Source organism: Pelagibius sp. (assembly GCF_965249265.1).
Classification (GTDB): Bacteria; Pseudomonadota; Alphaproteobacteria; order Kiloniellales; family Kiloniellaceae; genus Pelagibius.
Genome location: NZ_OZ252224.1, coordinates 1,937,446 through 1,955,352, shown reverse-complemented (window position 1 = coordinate 1,955,352; position 17,907 = coordinate 1,937,446). Strand labels below are relative to the sequence as shown.

At 60.6% G+C, this 17,907-nt stretch carries 15 protein-coding genes; 11 read left to right on the top strand and 4 right to left on the bottom strand.

Annotation, left to right across the window (positions count from 1 at the left end):
* Positions 1-15: 15 nt before the first annotated feature.
* The 4 genes from ACP146_RS09265 (at position 16) to ACP146_RS09250 (ending at position 3,924) form a co-directional block, all read left to right on the top strand.
* The gene (locus ACP146_RS09265; RefSeq protein ID WP_422366471.1) at positions 16-1,341 is read left to right on the top strand and encodes an O-acetylhomoserine aminocarboxypropyltransferase/cysteine synthase family protein; all 1,326 of its coding nucleotides are present in this window, start codon (positions 16-18) and stop codon (positions 1,339-1,341) included.
* An 84-nt stretch (positions 1,342-1,425) separates the two neighbouring features.
* Positions 1,426-2,019 carry a cysteine hydrolase family protein gene (locus tag ACP146_RS09260; RefSeq protein ID WP_422366470.1) on the top strand — a complete coding sequence of 198 codons (594 nt, stop codon included), beginning with the start codon at positions 1,426-1,428 and terminating at the stop codon, positions 2,017-2,019.
* A 59-nt stretch (positions 2,020-2,078) separates the two neighbouring features.
* Complete coding sequence (hemB, locus tag ACP146_RS09255; protein WP_422366469.1) at positions 2,079-3,152, top strand: porphobilinogen synthase; 1,074 nt, start codon at positions 2,079-2,081, stop codon at positions 3,150-3,152.
* Positions 3,153-3,261: 109 nt separating this feature from the next.
* The gene (locus ACP146_RS09250) at positions 3,262-3,924 is read left to right on the top strand and encodes a peroxiredoxin (RefSeq protein ID WP_422366468.1); all 663 of its coding nucleotides are present in this window, start codon (positions 3,262-3,264) and stop codon (positions 3,922-3,924) included.
* Between the two features lie 52 nt (positions 3,925-3,976).
* Here ACP146_RS09250 and ACP146_RS09245 read toward each other — a convergent pair whose 3' ends face one another.
* From ACP146_RS09245 to ftsH, 3 genes are all read right to left on the bottom strand, one after another.
* Complete coding sequence (locus ACP146_RS09245; RefSeq protein ID WP_422366467.1) at positions 3,977-4,975, bottom strand: YheT family hydrolase; 999 nt, start codon at positions 4,973-4,975, stop codon at positions 3,977-3,979.
* 47 nt (positions 4,976-5,022) lie between these two features.
* Complete coding sequence (locus ACP146_RS09240; protein ID WP_422366466.1) at positions 5,023-5,877, bottom strand: alpha/beta fold hydrolase; 855 nt, start codon at positions 5,875-5,877, stop codon at positions 5,023-5,025.
* Between the two features lie 108 nt (positions 5,878-5,985).
* Complete coding sequence (gene ftsH, locus ACP146_RS09235; protein ID WP_422366465.1) at positions 5,986-7,845, bottom strand: ATP-dependent zinc metalloprotease FtsH; 1,860 nt, start codon at positions 7,843-7,845, stop codon at positions 5,986-5,988.
* Positions 7,846-8,184: 339 nt separating this feature from the next.
* Between ftsH and ACP146_RS09230 the strand changes: the two genes are divergently transcribed.
* From ACP146_RS09230 to ACP146_RS09215, 4 genes are all read left to right on the top strand, one after another.
* Entirely contained in the window at positions 8,185-10,533 is a 2,349-nt protein-coding gene (locus ACP146_RS09230) for a penicillin acylase family protein (protein ID WP_422366464.1), read from the top strand.
* 77 nt (positions 10,534-10,610) lie between these two features.
* Positions 10,611-11,840, top strand: a complete 1,230-nt coding sequence (locus tag ACP146_RS09225; RefSeq protein ID WP_422366463.1) for a threonine ammonia-lyase — start codon at positions 10,611-10,613, stop codon at positions 11,838-11,840.
* Between the two features lie 116 nt (positions 11,841-11,956).
* A complete protein-coding gene (locus ACP146_RS09220) occupies positions 11,957-13,339 on the top strand; it encodes a pyridoxal-phosphate dependent enzyme (protein WP_422366462.1) in 1,383 nt (460 codons plus the stop codon).
* A 5-nt stretch (positions 13,340-13,344) separates the two neighbouring features.
* Positions 13,345-14,517 (top strand): trans-sulfuration enzyme family protein, encoded by a 1,173-nt coding sequence (locus ACP146_RS09215; RefSeq protein WP_422366461.1) that lies wholly within the window; start codon positions 13,345-13,347, stop codon positions 14,515-14,517.
* A 25-nt stretch (positions 14,518-14,542) separates the two neighbouring features.
* Here ACP146_RS09215 and ACP146_RS09210 read toward each other — a convergent pair whose 3' ends face one another.
* Entirely contained in the window at positions 14,543-15,091 is a 549-nt protein-coding gene (locus tag ACP146_RS09210) for a flavin reductase family protein (RefSeq protein WP_422366460.1), read from the bottom strand.
* A gap of 132 nt (positions 15,092-15,223) precedes the next feature.
* Here ACP146_RS09210 and motA point away from each other — a divergent pair, with 132 nt between their 5' ends.
* From motA to ACP146_RS09195, 3 genes are read left to right on the top strand one after another with little or no spacing between them, the layout of a single operon-like run.
* Complete coding sequence (motA, locus tag ACP146_RS09205; protein ID WP_422366459.1) at positions 15,224-16,087, top strand: flagellar motor stator protein MotA; 864 nt, start codon at positions 15,224-15,226, stop codon at positions 16,085-16,087.
* Between the two features lie 19 nt (positions 16,088-16,106).
* On the top strand, positions 16,107-17,117 hold the full coding sequence (locus ACP146_RS09200) for a flagellar motor protein MotB (RefSeq protein WP_422366458.1): 1,011 nt from the start codon (positions 16,107-16,109) through the stop codon (positions 17,115-17,117).
* 59 nt (positions 17,118-17,176) lie between these two features.
* Positions 17,177-17,659 carry an RDD family protein gene (locus tag ACP146_RS09195; RefSeq protein ID WP_422366457.1) on the top strand — a complete coding sequence of 161 codons (483 nt, stop codon included), beginning with the start codon at positions 17,177-17,179 and terminating at the stop codon, positions 17,657-17,659.
* Positions 17,660-17,907 lie beyond the last annotated feature (248 nt).

Sequence of the window (17,907 nt, the reverse complement as noted above, 5' to 3'; positions counted from 1 at the left end):
TGAAAGGGCCCAGACATGACCGAGTCCCCGAAAACAAGCGCGAACCCCGAAACCCTGGCACTGCATGCGGGATACCGCAGCGATCCGCAGACCGGGGCCGTGGCAGTGCCGATCTACCAAACGACATCCTACGAATTTCAGGACAGCGGCCACGCCGCAAATCTTTTTGCGCTGAAAGAGCTCGGCAACATCTATACGCGGATCATGAATCCGACCTGCGATGTGCTGGAACAGCGCATCACCGCTATCGAAGGTGGCGCCGCAGCCTTGGCGGTGTCCTCCGGTCAAGCGGCGTCCGCCATCGCCATCCAGAACATCGCCCGTGCCGGCGACAATATCGTCAGCTCGACCGATCTCTATGGCGGCACCTGGAATCTCTTCGCCAACACCTTCAACACCTTCGGGATCGAAGTTCGTTTTGTCGATCCCAGCGATCCCGAGAACTTCCGCCGTGCAACGGATGAACGCACCCGGGCGTACTACGCGGAGACGCTGCCCAATCCCAAGCTGGCGGTCTTTCCCATCGGCGAAGTTGCTGCCATCGGTGACGAACTGGGCGTCCCTCTTATCGTCGACAACACGGCGGCACCGATCATCTGTCAGCCGCTGAAACACGGCGCCCATATCGTCATCTATTCGACCACGAAATACATCGGCGGTCACGGTACCTCCATCGGCGGCATCCTGGTCGACGGGGGCACTTTCGATTGGGAGAAGCATGGGGAGAGGTTCCCCCTGCTGACCCAACCGGATCCGAGCTACCACGGCGCAGTCTGGACCGAAGCTGCAAAGCCGCTGGGGCCGATCGCCTATATCCTGAAAGCCAGAGTCACCCTGCAGCGCGACCTGGGCTATGCCTTAAGCCCCTTCAATGCGTTTCAGTTCATCCAGGGGCTGGAGACCTTGCCGCTGCGCATCCGCGAGCACAGCCGCAATGCGACGGCGGTCGCCGAATTCCTGGCCGGGCGCAGCGATGTGATCAACGTCATTCACCCCTCTCAGCAGGACGGAGAAAGCCGGCGGCGCGCAGATGCCTACCTGAGTGGCGGCTTCGGCGGTCTGGTTGGCTTTGAACTGGCGGGCGGGACAGAAGCCGGACAGCGCTTCATCGATGCGCTGAAACTGTTCTATCACGTCGCCAATATCGGCGATGCACGAAGCCTGGCCATTCATCCGGCTTCCACGACGCACTCGCAACTGGGGCCCGAGGAGCAGCTTGCCACCGGCGTTACCGAAGGTTACGTCCGCCTGTCGATCGGCATCGAACACATCGACGACATCCTCGCGGACCTCGACCAAGCGCTGACCGCGGCAGGTCAGACTGCCGCCGCCGCCGAGTAGTGCTTTCGGCTAGAGGACCGGCTGCGGCTGCGTGTTGCAGCCGGTCCTCTATCAAAACACAATCGCAAAAAGCGCGGACGGGAAATGTCAGACGAAACCTCAAAGCAAACCGTTTTGATGATCATCGACTTCCAGAAGGCAATCGATGACCCAAAGTGGGGCCGCCAAAACAATCCGGATGCCGAGCGGCAGGCAACCGATCTTTTGAAGGCCTGGCGCCGGCACCGCCGGCCTGTGATCCATGTCCAGCATCTTTCCACCGAGGCCGACTCGCCTTATCGCCCCGGCCAGGCAGGCTGCGACTTCAAAGAAGACCTGGCGCCCTGCGCGGGTGAAATCGTGATCCAAAAGCACACCAACAACGCCTTTATCGAGACCGGCCTCGAAGCCGCGCTGCGGGACCGCAAGATCACCGATCTCGTGATCGCCGGTGTACTGCTGCATAACTCGGTCGATGCGACGGTGCGGATGGCGGCGAACCTCGGCTTCCGGGTCCGGCTCGTCGAGGATGCGACGAAAAGCTGCGACCTTCGCGACCCCAGCGGTCGGGTCTGGCCTGCGGAGGACGTCCACGCGGTCAGCTTGGCGCAGCTTGGCGGTGAATATGCCCAAATCGACCGGACCCGGAGCCTCCTGGCGGCCCTCCCGACGCTTGTTGCGGACCCGTCAGCAGCCTAAACTGACCAAAAGGTGCTTTGCCCAAACCGAGATCGAACAAGGGCGCCGAGGAGAGGTTCATGACCGACCAACCGCAAAAAGAAGGCCTGTCCCTTCGTGCTGTCCCGAGTGATGACAGCACAGCACCGCTAAGCCAACCCGAGAGCCTGGGCGCCTTTCCACAGGTCCGGATGCGGCGCAACCGGCGCGCCGGCTGGGTTCGGCGCATGGTGGCGGAAAACACCCTCTCCACGGATGATCTGATCTGGCCGATCTTCGTCCATGACGAAGACGGGCGTCTGCCGGTAAACGCAATGCCGGGCGTGGATCGCCTGGGTCTGGACTGCCTGGTGGATGCCGTCGGCGGCGGAAGCGCGTTGGGCCTCTCCACCATCGCCGTTTTTCCCTACACCGACGATCGTCTGAAAACCTCGGACTGTCGCGAGGCGGTCAATCCCGAGAATCTCGTCTGCCGCGCCGTGCGCAAGATCAAACAGGCCTTTCCAGAGATCGGCGTCATCTGTGATGTGGCTTTGGATCCCTACAATGCCGACGGGCACGATGGCTTGGTGCGGGACGGCGAAATCCTGAACGACCCTTCAGTGGAGGTCCTGTGCGAGCAGGCGCTTATTCAGGCGCAGGCCGGGTGCGATGTCGTCGCCCCGTCGGACATGATGGACGGACGTATCGGCGCAATTCGCGAGACGCTCGATGGCGCCGGTTTCACGCAGGTCAACATCATTGCCTATGCCGCCAAGTACGCGAGCTGCTTTTACGGCCCGTTCCGCGAAGCGGTCGGATCCGGCACCAGCCTTTCTGGCGACAAAAAAACCTACCAGATGGATCCGGCGAACAGTGACGAGGCTTTGCGCGAAGTGGCGCTTGATCTTCAGGAAGGCGCTGACATCGTCATGATCAAGCCGGGGATGCCCTATCTGGACATCATCCGGCGGGTAAAGGAACAGTTTGCCGTGCCAACGGCGGCCTATCAGGTGAGCGGTGAATACGCGATGCTGAAGGCAGCGGCGGGGAATGGCTGGCTGGACAATGATAAAGCAGTCATGGAGGCCTTGATGGCCTTCAAACGTGCGGGCGCAGACGCCATTCTCAGCTATTCGGCGCCTGAAGCGGCAGCGCTTCTGAAGCGTGGTTGAATCCCGCTAAAAATCGACCAGTTGTATTTTGTACTTGTTGCGGTCCGGCCCTGCAGTGCTGGTTACCCCCCAACAGACAGATGCATTCATTCAGATGGAGGATTGGACGATGGCTTTGCAGATAGGCGAAACCGCACCGGACTTTAAGGCAGAGACGACCGAGGGGCCGATCAGTTTTCATGATTGGATTGGCGACAGCTGGGCGGTTCTTTTTTCCCATCCCAAAGACTTTACCCCGGTCTGCACCACGGAACTCGGCTATGTCGCCAAACTGAAGCCGGAGTTCGAGAAGCGCAATGTGAAGATCATCGGCCTCAGTGTTGACTCCGTTGACGATCACAATCGCTGGGCCAAGGACATCGAAGAGACCCAGGGCACGGCACCGAATTACCCGATGATCGGCGACTCCGACCTGGCTGTGGCCAAGCTCTATGGCATGCTGCCCGCCAGTGCCGGTGACAGCGCTTCGGGACGTACCGCAGCGGACAATGCGACCGTGCGAAATGTCTATGTCATCGGGCCCGATAAGGCTGTGAAGCTGATGATCACCTATCCAATGAGCACGGGGCGCAACTTTGACGAGGTCTTGCGCGTCATCGATTCACTGCAACTGACAGCCGAGCACAAGGTCGCCACACCGGTGAACTGGAAGCAGGGTGAGGATGTCATCATCGTGCCGGCCGTGAATAACGATGCGGCGAAAGAGCTCTTCCCCGAGGGCTGGAACGAAGTGAAACCCTACCTGCGGATCGTAAAGCAACCCAATAGCTGACGGCACCCAGGCACTGTATAAAACGGCCGGCAGATCCATGCCGGCCGTTTTTTTATCGCCCAGTGACTGCGGCGAAAAAGCGGCCAGTCTCTCTGTCGTGCCAAGTCACCTTGCTACCGTGACCATGGAAACCGACGTGGCCACCCGCCGGCGGCATTACCAGCGAAAGCGCTTCGTTCTGCGACCAGTCAAAGCGGCGATAGCTGTCCGCCGGAATCCAGGGGTCGTCGTCCGCATGTAAGACAATAGTCGGCAAAGCAATCTGTGGGAGAAAACGCTGAGCGGAACAGCGGGCGTAATAGTCTTCCGCCCCGGCAAAGCCGTTCGCGGGAGCAACGACCTGATCATCAAAAGCATAGACCGAACCCGCACTCATTACCGCCTGCCGATGCTTCTCGCTCAAGGGAACGGGTGCCGCCAGCGCCTCCTCACGCATGCGATCCAGCAGATATCTGTGATAGACCCAATTGCGACCGGCCATGATACGGCGTTGTGCGGCCTTCAGATCGATCGGCGCGGAAACACTGGCCGCGCCCTTTACAGGAAAAGCCGCGGCATCATCAGCTAGGAAACGAAGGAGCAGATTGGCGCCCAGCGAATAGCCGACCAGAAAAAGTCCCTGGTCAAACAGGCTGGGATCGTGAGCCTCTAAAGAGACCAGAGCGTCGCGCAGATCACCGCTGCGCCCGGCATGATACTGCTGGATGCAAAGCGGTCGCGAAGGCCCCGCTCCGCGCAGGTTCAAGCGCAGAACGCTGTAGCCGGCGCCTAACCACTGCTGCGCCGAGGCACGAACGTAGAAACTGTCTTCGCAGCCTGTCAGGCCGTGGACAAGGACGACCAGACCCAGCTTCGGCGGCGCCGGTCCGTGGAGCTTTGCAACGAGCCGGTCGCCACTGCCGTCATGCATCGCCAGTTCCAGGCGGCGCTCGGGCCAAGGGCTGAGATCGATTGCCGGTCGACGCAGAAAGTTGCGCAGGGTTTGCAGGTCACCGCCGAACCACGGTGCCCGGGCCCTAAACGTCGAGGGGACATAAGAAGTGGGCGCCAAGGAAGACTCCATCTCCTGCTTTCGACTTTCATCAGGAGAACCGAGCTTCACGGCTCGACCGCCAACCATTCCAAGACAGGCGCCATCTGTCGCGGATCAAGGAGTGCCGGCGCGTGCCCGCAGGCCGGAAACTCCAGCAGTTCCGCTTTCGGGCCACGCCCGGTCATGGCCTCGGCCGTCTCCGCGGTCAAGAGATCGGAGTCGGCGCCGCGCAACAGCAGTACCGGAGCGGTAATTGCATCCCAAAGGGCCCAGAGGTCAACATCGTCGATATCCTGTGCGTGAAACGGCACCGCGATCTTTGGGTCATAGTGAAGATGCAACTGCCCATCGGCCCTGCGCAAAGACGTTTCCGTCAGGTGTCGCCATTGCGCATCCGTCAAGTCACCAAAACCGCTGTAGACTTGGCGAAAGTACAGCTCCGCCGCTGCGGTGTCCTTGAAGCTCGGATCCTTGCCGAAGTAGTCGAGAATACGCAGCAAAGCGGCTTTCGGGATAAAGGCTCCAACATCGTTGACGACCATGCGGCGCAGCGCGTTTCCGGGTAAGGCGGCCAGCATCATGCCGATCAAACCACCCATAGACGTTCCGACCCAATCCACGGCCCGGCAGTCAAGGCGGGCGATAAGGCTGTTCATATCCGCCAGATATTGCGGGTAGCCGTAGTCCATCGGCGCGCGCAGCCAGTCGCTCTCGCCTCGGCCGACAATATCGGGGCAGACAACCCGCCGTCCTGCCGCAGCCAAAGCCATGGCGAGAGAATCGAAATCGCGCGCGTTGCGGCCCAGCCCGTGAACACAGATGATCGGGACCGGGTGATCCGGCCCATAGATGCGGTAGGAAATCTCATGAAAGCCTGATTGAGACAGACAATTCAGACGTGCTTTGCGTACCTCCGCCATGATCAAAGAAGCCCCGGCATCCTATGGTGACGTTGCGCTCCCCATTGGAGCGGTCCGGCAACATCTATAGAAAGCCCGGGTTAAGGCGGCAAGGGACAATCTCCCGCGCTAAGCGGCCGCACCTCTGTTGACCGCCGGGCCCAGGACTGCCTCAACCTCGTCGGCATCCAGGCTCTCCTGCGCCTCGAGGCACTTGACCAGGTTCTCCATGGCCTTTCGGTTGGCGCCGATGATAGCGTCCGCCCTTTCAGCCGACCCACGCAGGAGATCAGAGACCGCTTTATCCACCTCGTGCGCAGTTGTCTCGCTGAAACGGCGCGGTTGAGCGATCTCACGGCCCAGGAAGGGATGTTCGTCACTTTGGCGCAGGTCGACCGGCCCGATCTCCTCCGACATCCCCCAGCGCGCCACCATGGCCCGTGCCATCTGAGTGGCCTTCTGGATATCGTCGTCAGCGCCAGAACTCACGTCGCCGAGCAAGGCTTGTTCGGCACTGCGCCCCGCCAGCAGAACCGTCAGCCGATCCTTGAGGTAGTCGACAGGCAGGGTGTGGCGCTCTTCCTCCGGCAGCATGTGGGTTCCCCCCAATGCACGGCCGCGCGGAATAATCGTGACCTTGTATATCGGGTCGGCGTGCGGGAGGAAGTGGGCAACAATGGTGTGACCGGCCTCATGGACCGCCAAGCGGTGGCGCTCGTCGGGGCGAATCGCCAGGCTGCGCACCGAGCCCATCATCACCTTGTCGCGCATCTCGTCGAAGTGCTGCCAGGTGATGCTGTGAGCATTGCTGCGCGCCGCAGCCATAGCCGCCTCGTTGACCAGGTTCTTCAGATCTGCACCGGAGAATCCGGGCGTCGCCGCGGCAAGCAGAGACAGGTCGACATCCGGCGCCAGCGGCAACTTTCTTGTGTGAACTTTCAGGATTGCGGCGCGCGCCTCCCGGTCCGGAAGCTCAAGGGTCACATGTCGGTCGAAGCGGCCGGGCCGCAGCAACGCTGGGTCCAGAACGTCCGGCCGATTGGTCGCCGCCAGCACAATGACCGCTTCGTGGCCAGAGAAACCGTCCATTTCCGACAGAATCTGATTTAGGGTTTGCTCACGCTCATCGTTTCCGCCACCAAGGCCGGTGCCGCGGACTCGGCCCACGGCATCCAACTCGTCGATGAAAATGATGCTGGGCGCCCTTTCCTTGGCTTCACTGAACATCTTGCGGACACGCGATGCGCCGACCCCTACGAACATCTCGATGAACTCGGACGCGGAGGTATGGTAGAAAGCGACGTCGGCCTCTCCTGCCAAAGCCCTTGCCAGAAGCGTTTTCCCGGTGCCCGGCGGCCCCATCAGCAGCACCCCACGCGGCGCCTCTGCGCCCAGTTGGCGGTACCGCTCCGGATCTTTCAGGAAGTCCACCAGCTCGCCGACCTCGCGCTTGGCGGCGTCCTGCCCGGCGACATCATCAAAGGTGATTTTGCGCACCGCCTTGGATTCCTTCTTTGCCGAGCCGGTGAGAAAGTCCGAGGGGTCGCGCCCGCCAAAGCGTCCGACAAGGTTGCTCTGCATCCTCTGCCAGAACCAGATGTAGATCCCCAGAAAAATCAGCCAGGGAAGCAAGCCGACGAGCCAATTGTTTTCGTCCGCCTCATCCGGTCGAATCACCAGATCAGCCCCGCTTTGCTCAATCAAGGCGAAGAGATCGGGGTCCTGCATCTTTGGAAGAGTGGTGACTATCTGAGATGACTCTTCACCCGCCTGGGAGCTGTCATTCTCCTTCAAAGATGCGAAAGCCTGGTCGTCATGTATTGTCAGCGCCTCAATCCGGCGCTCCCGCAACAGGCTCTTGAACTCGCTGTAGGCCACCTCCGCGGCGTCGGGCTCCCGAACCGGCGCCTCCCTGAAGTTCAACAGAAAGCCCAGGACCAGCACGCCGACCAGCAGAACCGGCAACCACGTTCTGAGTCCTTTCGGCATCGATTGCTACCCCGTTGAGATTATTGGTATTCTTATTGACTACCAGCCGGCAAATTGGGCAACAATGATTCAGCTCAAGTTATGCTTTTGATCCTCTTGAGGGTTAATCAGAGCCCGCGTTCTCTTCTCTCGGCGCGGATCTGTCCGGCTGGACGCCTGCCCTGGCCGGAAGCTTGCTCCTGTCGTACGAATGCCTTAACGGTTGGCGTTGTAAATCGGCCCTACGGCAATCCAATCAATCCACGGCATAAGAGAGTCTAGGATGCAGCAATCCTGCCCCCTTTTTAATCCGGAATCGATAGGAACAAGATGCCAAAGCTCTTAAGGGTCGTCTTATGGATGCTCGGCACGATTACGGGCCTTGTCGTCGTGGTTGGCATTGCTGGTTATTTCTGGCTGCAAGGTTCTCTTCCGACGACCGAAGGCGAGCTATCCCTTCCAGGCTTGACGGCGGAGGTCACCGTCCTCAGAGACCGTGATGGCCTGATCAACATCCGCGCGGAAAACAAGCTGGATCTCTATCGGGGCCTCGGGTTTGTTCACGCGCAGGAGCGCCTTTGGCAGATGGACTTCATGCGCCGAACCGCAAGTGGGCGCCTTTCGGAGGTTGTCGGCGAAGCGACGCTGGACCTGGACAGATTCTTCCGCACGCTGGGCTTCCGCAAGCTGGCCGAGGCAAACCTCAGCCACCTGACCCCGGCCACCCGCGCGACCCTGGATGCCTATACCCAGGGTGTGAACGCTTTTCTGGAAACCCGCAGTGGCCCCCTGCCCCTCGAATTCCAGATCCTCAGGTATGAGCCCGAACCCTGGACGACCGTGGACTCGCTCCTCTGGGGACGCCTTATGGCACTGCGCCTTTCGGAAAACTGGCGCTCGGAGCTCAGCCGGACACGCCTGGCCGGGCGCTTCAGTCCGGAAATGATCGCCGCACTCTGGCCAGCCTATCCTGAGGATGCGCCGATGACACTGCGCGGTCGGGCCGATTTGATTGATCAAAGCGTCGCCACACAACTGGCGACCTTGCTGCCGCCCAGCCTGGAGCCGAGCGGCGCTTCCAACGCCTGGGCCTTGGGCGGATCCCTGACCGAGTCCGGTAAGCCAATCCTCGCCAACGATCCGCACCTCTCGCTCAACGCGCCTGGCACCTGGTTGTTAGCACGCCTGGAGGCGCCCGGTATTACTCTGGCCGGGGCCACGGCACCCGGCGTTCCTTTCCTTGTTCTCGGCCACAATGAAAGGCTGGCCTGGGGCCTGACGACCACCCATAGCGACACCCAGGATTTCTTCATCGAGCGGCTTCTGGCCGATGACCCTGACCGCTACGAGTCACCGGAGGGGCCGTTGGCCTTCACCACCCGGGACGAGGTTATCCGTGTTCGAAACGGCGACGCCGTACGCCTCATCGTCCGCGAGACCCGACATGGCCCGGTGATGAGCGATGTGATTCCGGCAGGTTCCGCAGAAACGGGAGCCGTATTGGCGCTGTCCTGGCCGGCACTGCGGACCGATGACCGTACCGCTGACGCCCTCTACGGCATGAACCACGCCCGCGACTGGGGCGAATTCCAGCTTGCCTTGCGCCAGTTCCACTCACCGCAGCAGAACGTTATGTACGCCGATGTCGACGGCAACATCGGGTTTACGGCGCCCGCGCGCGTCCCGGTCCGGCGGGCCGGTAACGGTCAGCATCCGGTCCCCGGATGGAACGGCGCCTTCGACTGGATCAGTCTCGTGCCCTTCGAGGAACTGCCCTCGGTGATCAATCCCCGTAGCGATCTTCTGATCAACGCGAACAACAGGATCGTACCCGACAGCTATCCGCATCTTATCGCCGTCGACTGGCCGGCCCCCTATCGGGCGGAACGGCTTGCCGCGGTTCTGGACGGCAAAGAGGGGACGCATACCGTGGCGGACTCGGTGATCCTGCAGCAGGATATTGTCGCCAACGGTGCGAAGCGCATCCTGCCGCGGCTTCTCTCGGTCCCGGCCGGCGATGAACGAAGCGCTGCCGCTGTCTCGATGCTGCGTGCCTGGGACTACCGCATGCACCGCAACGCGCCGGAACCGCTCATCCTCCAGGCCTGGGTCTGGGCCCTAGGGCGTAAGCTTCTGGCGGACGAACTGGGCGGCGAGTATCGGCAGTTCCTCAATGGCGGCATCTATACTGTCGAACGCCTGATCAGCGAAGAAAGCCCGTGGTGTGACGATATCACCACGGAGATCGCGGAAACCTGTGACAACCAGATTGAGGCAGCCCTCGATCTGGCGCTGGACAGCCTGTCCGCACGCTTCGGCAGCGACATGGCGCAGTGGCGCTGGGGAGAGGCTCACAGCGCACGCTTTCCCCATCCGGTCCTGAGCCGGATCCCGGTTGTCAGTACGATTTTCGCACAGAACGTGGAAACCGACGGCAGCGACGACACCATAAACCGCGCCTCCGCAAGGCTTGGAGGGGCTGAAGACAGCCTTTTCGAGAACGTTCATGGGGCCGGTTACCGGGCGGTTTATGATCTGGCGGATCTCGATAACTCGCGTTTCATGATCGCCACGGGACAGTCGGGCAACCCTCTCTCCGACCTCTATGGCAGCCTGTCCTATCGTTGGCGCGACGGCCTGAACGTGTCGCTGGCCCCGGAAACCTGGGCGGTCGCAGAACAGCTAAAGCTAATACCGCGGCCAGAATAAGGGCTCTGAAGCCGGCCGGTGGAGGCCCACCGCCGGCACAGCACAAGCGGGACGGCACGGCAGATGGAAGGGCCACCATGACAACGACCTTGGAAGAGATTCGCAGTGCCGCCGACCGGCTTCGGGGACAGATCGTCAGAACGCCACTTGTGCGTGCAGGCAGACTTTCCGAGCAGCTTGGTTGCGAGCTCTTCCTGAAGCTGGAGAACCTTCAGCACACCGGTTCCTTCAAAGACCGCGGCGCCTACATCCGGCTGACCAATCTCTCGAAGGACGAGGCCAAGCGCGGCGTCATCGCCATGTCCGCCGGCAATCACGCTCAGGGAGTCGCCTATCACGCTCAACGTCTCGGCATTCCGGCGACGATTGTCATGCCTGAATTCGCCCCCTTTTCAAAAGTCGAGCGGACCCGCGCCTTTGGCGCCCGCATCCTGCAGACTGGCGACACCCTGGATGCTTCAGCCGAAGCGGCCTATCAGATTGCCGAAGAGGAGAACCTGACTTTCGTCCATCCCTTCGACGATACGGATGTGATCGCCGGACAGGGGACCGTAGGGCTGGAAATCCTGGAGGACTGCCCGGATGTCGAGGCCATTATCGTCCCCATCGGCGGCGGCGGCCTGATGTCGGGAGTCGCGACGGTTGCCAAGGATGCCAATCCTTCGGTTCAGATGATCGGTGTGGAGAGTGAACTGTTCCCTTCCATGTCCGACTCGATCAAGGGCGTGAAAACCATGACCGGCGGCCAAAGCCTGGCCGACGGTATTGCCGTCAAGGTCCCAGGAAAGCTGACGCGGGCGATTATCGACAAGCTGGTTGACGACATTGCCATCGTTGCCGAGAGTGATATCGAAAGCGCCATCCAGCGCCTGGCGGAAGAGCAAAAGCTGATCGCCGAAGGCGCCGGTGCGGCGGGGGTCGCCGCCCTCCTGGCAAACCCGAAGCGCTTCGCCGGCCGCAAGGTCGTCGCCGTCATCTGCGGCGGCAACATCGATCTCAAGCTTCTCTCAAGCATTCTGACCCGTGGCTTGATCCGCGACGGGCGCATGGTCCGGCTCCGGATCGGCATCATCGACCGTCCCGGCGTTCTCGCCCGGATCGCCAGTCTGATCGGCAAGACGGGCAGCAATATCATCGAGGTATACCACCAAAGGCTGTTTTACGACGTGCCGGCGAAGCAGGCTGAGGTCGACGTCGTGCTGGAAACCCGCAATTCGGAGCATGTCGGCGAGGTCGTTTCCAGCCTCAAAGCCGACGGCTTTCCCACCCGCATTCTGTCCGATATCTCGGCCCAGGGAACCCAGTGACCGTTCTTTGACAGCCGGCAAGGCACCCGGACCCTTGCGGCCCGCCGCCTAATCCCGTAGGGGATAGAGCCAAGAAGCTCTAGAGCCGTCGCTGTTCTATCCGGGAGGAATCGACAATGGCCCCAAACGGCGCCGTCTTTCACAGCGTCATGGACCGTATCGGCAACACGCCGATGATTGAGGTCACCAAGATCGACACCGGCCCTTGCCGCCTCTTCCTGAAGCTCGAAAGTGAAAATCCGGGCGGTTCGATTAAGGACCGGATCGGCAAGTCCATGATCGAGGCGGCGGAACAGGATGGAACCCTGAAGCCGGGCGGCAAATTGATCGAAGCCACCGCCGGCAATACGGGCCTCGGGCTTGCCCTGGTCGCAGCGCAGAAGGGCTACCACCTGACCCTCGTCGTGCCGGACAAGATGGCACAGGAGAAAATTTTCCATCTGCGGGCCCTGGGCGTTGACGTCATCCTCACGCGCTCGGACGTCGGCAAGGGGCACCCTGAATACTATCAGGACATAGCCGCACGCATCGCCGCTGAGACCGGGGCCTTCTTTGTCGACCAGTTCTCTAATCCCGCAAATCCACAGGCTCATCAGACCACCACAGGCCCCGAGATCTGGGAGCAGATGGACCATGACCTCGATGCCATGATCTGCGGCGTGGGCTCAGGCGGAACGATTACCGGCCTGTCGCGCTTTTTTTCCTCTGTTTCCGACAAGACGGAGATGGTACTTGCCGATCCTGAAGGGTCGATCCTGGCCGACTACGTTAAGACAGGCGTGCTGAAGGATGAGGTCGGAAGCTGGATCGTCGAGGGTATTGGTGAGGATTTCCTGCCGGACAACTGCGACCTTTCCTCCGTCAAGAACGCCTACGTGATTCCCGACAGCGAGTCTTTGTCAACGGCGCGGGACCTGTTGCGGATCGAGGGGATCCTTGCAGGATCGTCGTCCGGCACCCTGATTTCCGCCGCCTTGCGATACTGCCGCGAGCAGAGCGAGCCGAAGCGGGTCGTCACATTCGTCTGCGACAGCGGAAACAAGTACCTGTCGAAGATGTTCAACGACTACTGGATGATCGATCAAGGCTTCATTGAGCGGCCGCAGAAAGGCGATCTCCGTGATTTGATCAGCCGCAGGCACGACGAGCACGGAACCGTCACGGTCGCACCGGGGGACAACCTCCTCGTCGCCTACGGCCGCATGAAGCTCTATGAGATCTCCCAACTGCCGGTCATGGATGACGACGGCCAAATTGCCGGCATTATCGATGAAAGTGACATCCTGCTGCGGGTTTTCGGCGCCGATGAGCGCTTCAAGGATCCGGTTTCCAGCGCCATGACCGCGAAACTCGAAACCATCAGTGCCGAGCAGCCACTCGATGCATTGCTGCCAATCTTCGCCCAGGATCGGGTGGCGATTGTCTTCGACGGCGACAGCTTTCTTGGATTGATCACCCGCATCGACCTGCTGAATCACCTCCGCCGACGGATGAAATAACCGCTATGCCAGATTCGACCAGAAGCCGAAATCGACCCGCTTTCGCCACGCGCGTCATCCATGCCGGCCAGTCTCCCGATCCGACGACCGGCGCGATCATGCCGCCGATCTACGCGACGTCGACCTACGTCCAGGAGAGCCCCGGCGTCCACAAGGGCTATGAATACAGCCGTTCACAGAACCCAACCCGCATGGCTTACGAACGCTGCATTGCGGACCTGGAAAGCGGCCAGAAAGGCTTTGCCTTTGCCTCTGGCCTGTCGGCAATCGCGACCACCCTGGACTGCCTGGACAGCGGCAGCCACATCATCGCGATGGACGATCTCTACGGCGGCAGCTACCGCCTCTTTGAGAACGTGCGCAAGCATTCAGCCGGACTTGATTTCTCTTTCGTCGATCTCTCCGATGCGAATCAGCTGGAAGCCGCCATCCGGCCTGAAACCAGAATGATCTGGGTCGAGACACCGACCAACCCTCTTCTGAAACTCGTTGATCTGGAGGCGGTCGCCGCGATCGCAAAGAGGCACGGCCTTATCTGTGCCTGTGACAATACCTTCGCGTCTCCCTGGGTCCAGCGGCCGCTCGAACTTGGCTTCGATCTGGTCATGCACTCGGCAACTAAGTATCTGAACGGCCACTCAGACATGGTCGGCGGCGTCTTGGTGGTTGGCGAAAGCCCCGAGTTGGCTGACCGGCTGACGTTCCTGCAAAACGCGGTCGGTGCCGTTCAGGGACCTTTCGACAGCTTCCTTGCGCTACGCGGCCTCAAGACTCTGGCCCTGCGCATGGAACGCCACTGCAGTAATGCCCAGACGGTGGCGGACTTTCTGGAAGCACACCCGAAGGTCGAGAAGGTCTACTACCCGGGCCTGAAGAGCCACGCTCAGTATGATCTGGCACAGCATCAGATGGATGCTCCCGGCGGCATGGTCACCGCCATCCTGAAGGGTGGCCTGGACACAGCCCGACGTTTCCTGGAGCGTGTGGAGGTCTTTGCCCTGGCCGAGAGTCTCGGCGGCGTGGAGAGCCTGATTGAGCACCCGGCAATCATGACCCATGCTTCGATCCCCGAATCAATCCGTGCCGACTTAGGCATCAGCGACGGCCTGGTGCGTCTTTCGGTCGGGATTGAAAGCGAGGACGATCTGGTCGCAGACCTGCAAAACGCGCTCGCCTAGCTCGATACCCTTAAAACCACCAACTCTAGGCCGGCTGGATCGACTGGCCGATCTGCCGATAGCCGCTTTGATAGTAGACAAGCGGTGATTTCGCATTGTCTATCTGCAGGGTCTCGACCCTGCCGACGATGATCACGTGGTCTCCGCCATCGTGAACCGCATCTTTCAGGCATCCCAGGTTGGCAAGGCACCCCTTCAGCACCGGCAGCTCTGAGGGCCAGAGGTCGTAGTCAACGCCATTCCATTTGTCCGTCGTCGGCGTCGAGAAACGGACCGATAGGTCGTGCTGGTCGGCGGATAGGAAATTGATCGCGAACCGCTCGGCATCGCCAAAGATATCAAAGCTCATCGCTGCCCGATCCAGGCAAAAGAGGACCAGCGGCGGGTCCAGCGAAACAGACGCAAAAGAATTAACTGTTACACCGCAGTTTCCCCCGGCGGAATCGCGCGTGGTAACGACGGTGACCCCCGTGGCAAATCGGCCCATGGCCTCACGAAAGGTGAGGGAATTAAAGCTCATATCATCATCCGGTAAATCACAGAATTCGGCTCGCGCGGCGGATCTTAGTGCCATCCCAGCCCCAAAAGCCACTGCAATCCAGCCATTTATGACGGATAGCGAAGCAAACTAAACCACTTCTTAACCCAAATCCGCGAACTTCGAAGCTCCTTTGATCGCCAGCCATAGACTACGGATTGGGGCCTTATGGGGCTAATTGTCGGCACTTTGATGGTCATCGCTTGTACGCTCGGCGGCTATATGGCCATGGGCGGAAAGCTTGGCGTCCTATGGCAGCCGTTCGAGGTGGTAATCATCGTCGGCTCGGCCATTGGCGCCTACGTGATCGCCAACCCCAGTCACATTCTTAAGGCGACCGGTGGCGCCCTCGGCAAGGCCATGAAGGGCTCGCAGTTCAAAAAAGAGAGTTATCTGGAACTGCTCCAGCTGCTCTACCAAATCCTGAAAGTGGCGAAGACGAAAGGCAATCTGGGGTTGGAGCAACACATTGAAAAACCCCAGGAATCTGCTCTTTTTCAGCAGTTCCCCGGTGTTCTGGCCAACGATACCGCGACGACCTTCCTCTGTGACTATCTGCGCATGCTGACTCTCGGGTCCGAGGACCCGCATGAGATGGAGGCGCTAATGGACGAGGAATTGGAACTGGTCCATCACGAGCATTCGGAAGTTGCCCATGCCCTGACCGCGATGTCGGACGGCATGCCGGCGCTGGGTATCGTCGCAGCCGTGCTGGGCGTGATCAAAACCATGGGGTCGATCAGCGAACCGCCGGAGATCCTCGGTAAGCTGATCGGTGGCGCCCTGGTCGGCACCTTTCTGGGTGTCTGGGTTTCCTATGGTTTCCTCGGCCCCACGGCATCCAAGGCACAAGCGGTCTACAACGCCGAAATCAAGTTCCTCCACGTCATCAAGGCGGGACTGCTGGCGCACATGCACGGCTCTGCGCCCGCCGTATCTGTGGAGTTTGCCCGCAAGGCATTGGTGGGTCATGACCGCCCGACGTTCTATGAGGTTGAAGAGGCGGTCGGCGCCCTTCCCCCGGTCAGCTAAAAAGACGGGGTAGGTCGATATGGCAGCAGGAGCGAACGATGTCGCCCCGGTCATCATCATCAAGAAGGTCAAGAAGGTCGGTGGCGGCCACCATGGTGGCGCCTGGAAGGTCGCCTATGCCGACTTTGTGACCGCCATGATGGCCTTCTTCCTCCTGCTTTGGCTGCTCAATGCGACCACGGAGGAGCAGAAGCGCGGCATCGCCGAGTACTTCACCCCCGTCACCGCTTTCGCGCCGGAAAGCGTCTCTCAAAGCACCAGTGGCTCCGATGGTGTGTTGGGTGGCCAGACCATGACCTCCGAAGGAGCGCTCTCGAACGATACCTCGCCGGTCGGTGTCACCGTCTCCCTGCCCGGCGCCAGCCAGGAAACAGAGGATCAAGTCGAGGACCCTGTCGAAGACCCGACAGAGGGAAGCAAACCCGGCGAACGCCAGCAGATGGCCAACAACCCCGGCGAAGAGACCCAGCCGGTCAGCTCGAATGAAGTCGACCGCCTGGCACAAGAGCTGGAGCAAGAACGCTTTGATGCCGCAGAAGCAGAACTGCGTCAGGCGATCCAGTCGGTTCCGGACTTGGCCGACTTCGCCAAAAATCTTGTCGTTGACCAAACACCCGAAGGGCTGCGGATCCAGATTATCGACCAGGAAGGTAAGTCGATGTTTGCATCCGGTTCCGCTGATATGTATCCGCATACGCAACGGTTGCTGGCCCTGGTCACCAACGCGATCGGTAAGCTGGAGAACTCGGTTGCCATCAAAGGGCACACCGACGCCACGCCCTTTGCATCGGACAACGGGTACTCGAACTGGGAACTGTCGACCGACCGCGCAAACTCAAGCCGGCGGGCTCTGATTGCCGCGGGCCTACCCGCGGAGCGGATCGTCTCGGTGGTCGGCAGAGCGGATCAAGAGCACTTTATCAAAGACGACCCCTTCTCGCCGCGGAACCGCCGCATCTCCATTGTCCTCTTGCGACAAGCGGCGGGAAGTGACGAACCGGTCTATCAATCGGACGGCAAGTCGGGCTGAAGCGGGGCCAAGGAAAGCAGCGCTTGCCGCTATCCTCTCACCTCGACTAGGCTTCCTCCATGCATCAAACAGACAGACCACTGCACCGACCTTGGGTTGGCGCTCCGCCATCGCCGAGCGAAGCACCGTCTCTCTATGTCGGGCTTCTTCCGCGCCGCTGTCTTGCCTATCTGATTGATATCGTAATCGTCGCCACCATTGGGCTGTGTCTTGGTTTTATCCTTGCGGTCATGGGCCTTCTCACACTGGGGCTGCTCAGCCCCTTGGCGGCCATCATCCTGGCTCTCTGGCCGATTGCCTATCATAGCTTCTTCCTGGCATCCCGCGGAGCCACGCCTGGGATGCGCCTGTTCGGCCTGGAGGCACGGGCCTGGGAGGGCAGCCCCCTGAATCCTTTGCAGGCGATCATTGTTACAGCACTATTCTATGTGACGGTCAGCCTCACAGCATGGTTGATCCTGCTGGTCGCGCTCTTCAACGAGCGTGGGCGGACCCTTCACGATATCCTGGCAAACACCGTCATCATCCGACTAAGGGCTTGAGCGCCCTTACGCCCTAGGGTCCATGGAGCCATGCCAGACGCTCGGAACGGCTGTGGTGCATTGAGTGCTGGCTTCACCGGCAGTTTCCCTGCCATAATTCCGGAAATCACTAAGTTCTGGGTGAATATCCAGGCAGATCAGGGCGGTCACACGGTCGAAGAGGCCGAACAAGGCGCGGGGAGAAGTACAATTGGGAAATACAGGCGCGGCCGCTTCTGGGCCATTGGTAGCCTATGATCCCGCAGGGT

Bases quoted from the DNA above. Each gene is read 5' to 3' on its own strand.
- ACP146_RS09210 (WP_422366460.1), bottom strand. From the start codon at position 15,091: ATGGCACTAAGATCCGCCGCGCGAGCCGAATTCTGTGATTTACCGGAT.
- ACP146_RS09220 (WP_422366462.1), top strand. From the start codon at position 11,957: ATGGCCCCAAACGGCGCCGTCTTTCACAGCGTCATGGACCGTATCGGC.
- ACP146_RS09240 (WP_422366466.1), bottom strand. From the start codon at position 5,877: ATGGCGGAGGTACGCAAAGCACGTCTGAATTGTCTGTCTCAATCAGGC.
- ACP146_RS09200 (WP_422366458.1), top strand. From the start codon at position 16,107: ATGGCAGCAGGAGCGAACGATGTCGCCCCGGTCATCATCATCAAGAAG.
- motA (WP_422366459.1), top strand. From the start codon at position 15,224: ATGGGGCTAATTGTCGGCACTTTGATGGTCATCGCTTGTACGCTCGGC.
- ftsH (WP_422366465.1), bottom strand. From the start codon at position 7,845: ATGCCGAAAGGACTCAGAACGTGGTTGCCGGTTCTGCTGGTCGGCGTG.
- ACP146_RS09215 (WP_422366461.1), top strand. From the start codon at position 13,345: ATGCCAGATTCGACCAGAAGCCGAAATCGACCCGCTTTCGCCACGCGC.
- ACP146_RS09260 (WP_422366470.1), top strand. From the start codon at position 1,426: ATGTCAGACGAAACCTCAAAGCAAACCGTTTTGATGATCATCGACTTC.
- ACP146_RS09265 (WP_422366471.1), top strand. From the start codon at position 16: ATGACCGAGTCCCCGAAAACAAGCGCGAACCCCGAAACCCTGGCACTG.
- hemB (WP_422366469.1), top strand. From the start codon at position 2,079: ATGACCGACCAACCGCAAAAAGAAGGCCTGTCCCTTCGTGCTGTCCCG.
- ACP146_RS09250 (WP_422366468.1), top strand. From the start codon at position 3,262: ATGGCTTTGCAGATAGGCGAAACCGCACCGGACTTTAAGGCAGAGACG.
- ACP146_RS09225 (WP_422366463.1), top strand. From the start codon at position 10,611: ATGACAACGACCTTGGAAGAGATTCGCAGTGCCGCCGACCGGCTTCGG.
- ACP146_RS09195 (WP_422366457.1), top strand. From the start codon at position 17,177: ATGCATCAAACAGACAGACCACTGCACCGACCTTGGGTTGGCGCTCCG.
- ACP146_RS09230 (WP_422366464.1), top strand. From the start codon at position 8,185: ATGCTCGGCACGATTACGGGCCTTGTCGTCGTGGTTGGCATTGCTGGT.